General features: G+C 36.5%; 3 protein-coding genes. All 3 read left to right on the top strand.

Annotation, left to right across the window (positions count from 1 at the left end; genetic code table 11):
• The first annotated feature begins 790 nt into the window (after positions 1 to 790).
• The 3 genes from JN080_RS28530 to JN080_RS28520 are packed head-to-tail and all read left to right on the top strand — an operon-like array spanning position 791 to position 3,103.
• Positions 791 to 2,053 carry a DDE-type integrase/transposase/recombinase gene (locus JN080_RS28530; RefSeq protein ID WP_256239313.1) on the top strand — a complete coding sequence of 421 codons (1,263 nt, stop codon included), beginning with the start codon at positions 791 to 793 and terminating at the stop codon, positions 2,051 to 2,053.
• Positions 2,046 to 2,846: an ExeA family protein gene (locus JN080_RS28525; protein WP_256239312.1), complete on the top strand. Its 801-nt coding sequence runs from the start codon at positions 2,046 to 2,048 to the stop codon at positions 2,844 to 2,846. Before JN080_RS28530 ends, JN080_RS28525 begins: the two co-directional genes overlap by 8 nt.
• Positions 2,843 to 3,103 (top strand): DUF5348 domain-containing protein, encoded by a 261-nt coding sequence (locus JN080_RS28520; protein ID WP_256239311.1) that lies wholly within the window; start codon positions 2,843 to 2,845, stop codon positions 3,101 to 3,103. The genes JN080_RS28525 and JN080_RS28520 overlap by 4 nt, the downstream gene beginning before the upstream one ends.
• Positions 3,104 to 3,239: the final 136 nt, after the last annotated feature.

The following is a 3,239-nucleotide window of genomic DNA, read 5'->3' as shown; positions in this document are numbered from 1 at the left end:
TGTAAACAGTCACTTTATTTCCTCTAAAATGCGAAGGATTTTTTCAAATTTCTCCAGATTAAATACTATACTTTCCTGGATTAATATGCTAAATTTTCTGCATATTATGAGGGGGAAGTTTTTTTATGGTCATTTCTCATGATTTCGGAATTGATTTAATTGAATATGCAGAAAGAGGAAAGGAAAATGATTTTCCAATATTAGATAAATGCCCTAATTGTAAATGTATTGGTGCAGGAAATATCCATAGAAATGGATACTATTGGAGATTTGGGTTAACCGACGAGAAAACAATGAAAATCCCTATATGTCGATTTAAATGCCTGGTGTGCAAGAAAAGCATTTCAGTCCTTCCGGACTTTTTAATCCCATATTTTCAACATACGTTACATACAGTTTTGAAGCGAATACATCAATTTCTTCAGAGGAAAAAGGTTAATAGCAGTCGGCAGCTATTGAGGTTTCATCTGATGCGTTACTATAAAAATCTTAATTGGATTCATAGTTTTTTTGTGGATTCAGGTCAGGTTCTGGGGGTTTCAGAGGAAAGAAAAAAAGAGGCCACAAAATATATGATAATGATCCTCGATTTTGGCGAATCCTCCTTCTTACGAAGGAGCTGGGGTCACTTATCTAAATATTTTATGGCAAATTAATTCTACCATATTTGAGGCAATTTAAAAATATTGCTCGTCCCACACACATTTTTCATCGTCAAAAAATAGCGAAGAAAGTAGAATATTAATCATGGATGACCGGTCGTCCTTCTAACCAAAAGGAGGAAGATTCCATGAATGAAAAAGAACGAGAACAAGTCGCCTTATTTCGATATGGGTTAATTGCCCCTCTTTTTAATGGGCAGGTAGATCCAAAAGTATATTTGCAAGAATTGGAGGGTAAGATTCATCCAATTCCTTATTATGGGGAACGGAAAATTGCCATAAAGACAATTCAAGAATGGCTTCTTCATTATCGCCGAAATGGATTTGAGGCATTAAAACCAAAGAAGCGTGGAGACAGAGGAAATTCTCGTAGATTATCTCCTGACGATCAGGATCAAATTTTAGAAATACGAAAAAAAAATCTCCATATGCCAGTTAGTGTCTTCTACGAACAACTAATAGAGCGTGGAGAAATCCAAAAAAATCAAATATCATACTCTACTATAATTCGATTATTAAAAAAGCACAACCTTGTAGGGAAACAAAATTTAGCAATTCCTGAAAGAAAACGATTTTCTCATGAGAAAGTCAATGTTTTATGGCAGGGAGATCTATCTCACGGGCCATACGTTCCCATAAATGGAAAAAATAAAAAGACATTTTTGATTGCCTATATAGATGATTGTTCTAGGCTCGTGCCCTATGCACAGTTTTTCTCGTCAGAGAAATTTGACGGATTAAGAGTTGTAACAAAGGAAGCTTTAATCCGCAGAGGCAAGCCCAAGATTATCTATGCGGATAATGGAAAGATCTATCGATCCGAAACACTTCAATATGCATGTGCGCAATTGGGGATTACCTTAACCCACACGGCTCCGTTCGACCCCCGTAGCAAAGGGAAAATAGAAAGGCTGTTTAAGACTGTGCAAACGAGGTTTTATCCATTATTACAAATTGAGCCAGCTCAGTCATTAGAAGAATTGAATGAAAGATTCTGGCGCTGGTTAGAAGAAGACTATCATCGAAGAGTACATGCCTCTTTAGAGGGTAAAACACCTCATGAGGTTTTTCACTCACAAATAAGCGATATAACCTTTTTAGAGGATCTGTCCATTTTGGAGACAATCTTCTTGAAACGCGAACAACGGAAGGTTAAGCCTGATGGAACTATTTCTTTAGATAAACGACTCTATGAAGTACCTTCACGTTTTATCGGCCAATCCGTCGATGTGAGAATGGACGACAAAGGAATTTATATCTTTGAAAATGATAGAAAAGTGGCAGAAGCAACTCTGGTTTCCATGAATGATAACGCTCATGTCAAACGGGCTCGTTCGCCATTTTCATTATCTAAAACTGTAAGCATGCAGGAGGAACAGGATAATGTATAAATCCTATTACTCATTAGCACAGGCACCGTTTTCAAAGGATATACGGCCCTCTGACGCTTATCATTCTAATGATTACAAGGGCGCATTAAATGGATTAAATTACTTACAAAAATCGAAAGGAATCGGTCTTCTTATTGGTGATCCCGGTGTAGGAAAAACATTTACCTTACGGTCTTTTAGGAAATCTCTAAGCCCTACTCTATACCAAGTAATCTATTTTCCTCTCTCGACGGGAGGAGTAATGGACTTTTATCGTGGATTAGCTTATGGCTTAGGAGAAGAACCGAAGTTTCGCAAAGTTGATCTCTTCAGGCAAATTCAGCAAGGAATTGAACGATTGGCTGGAGAACGAAAGATCACTCCAGTTTTTATTTTAGATGAAATGCATATGGCAAAGGATGCATTTTTACAGGATATAGCCATATTATTTAACTTTCAAATGGATTCAACTAACCCTTATATTTTAGTTTTGGCAGGATTACCTCATTTAAAAAGCCGATTAGCATTAAATCATCATCGTCCACTATCACAGAGAATCATCATGAAATACGAGATCCAGCCATTATCTAAAGAAGAAGTTTCGGCTTATATTGATCATCACATGAAGTTAGCCGGCGCAAAGATGCCCATATTTACGGATGCAGCAAAGGAAGCTATTGCATCACGATCACAAGGCTGGCCACGAGTCATTAATACTTTAACGGTGAATAGCTTATTGTTTGGATTTAATCTAAAAAAAGAACAGATAGATGAGGAAATCGTAAGATTGGCAATTGAGGATAGCGGTCTATGATTAAGAGAGGCATCCTAGTTTTTGATCATCGAGACCAAGAGTGGAGAGTTTGGATTGGTCAAACACCCTATTGGATAGACCAGGGCTACACATTTGAATTGAGAATTCAAAATAGATACTTCCGTGCTTATTTAGAGAAAGATTTGGATTGGTTCGTAACTCTGAACCATGATGCCATCTTTATCCTGCATACACAAGAAGTGTATAAGATCCGGATAAATATACGTGAATATATTCGAGTTGATGCCCCTTTTTAGGGGTTTTCTTTTCGTTATTTTTCAGCTGAAATAATTTGATTAAGATTTTTCACAATCTGAAATAAAATGAAAAAACAAGCAAATTATTTCAGATTTTTTTCTGGACTAAAGTGAAAATGAATAACTGAAATAATGT

This window comes from Bacillus sp. EB600 (assembly GCF_024494385.1).
Taxonomy (GTDB): domain Bacteria; phylum Bacillota; class Bacilli; order Bacillales; family Cytobacillaceae; genus JAEVLT01.
Note: the sequence above shows the minus strand (reverse complement) of the source record. Positions and strands in the feature narration are given on the sequence as shown.

Coding starts and splice junctions, on each gene's coding strand:
- JN080_RS28530 (WP_256239313.1), top strand. CDS start 791: ATGAATGAAAAAGAACGAGAACAAGTCGCCTTATTTCGATATGGGTTA.
- JN080_RS28525 (WP_256239312.1), top strand. CDS start 2,046: ATGTATAAATCCTATTACTCATTAGCACAGGCACCGTTTTCAAAGGAT.
- JN080_RS28520 (WP_256239311.1), top strand. CDS start 2,843: ATGATTAAGAGAGGCATCCTAGTTTTTGATCATCGAGACCAAGAGTGG.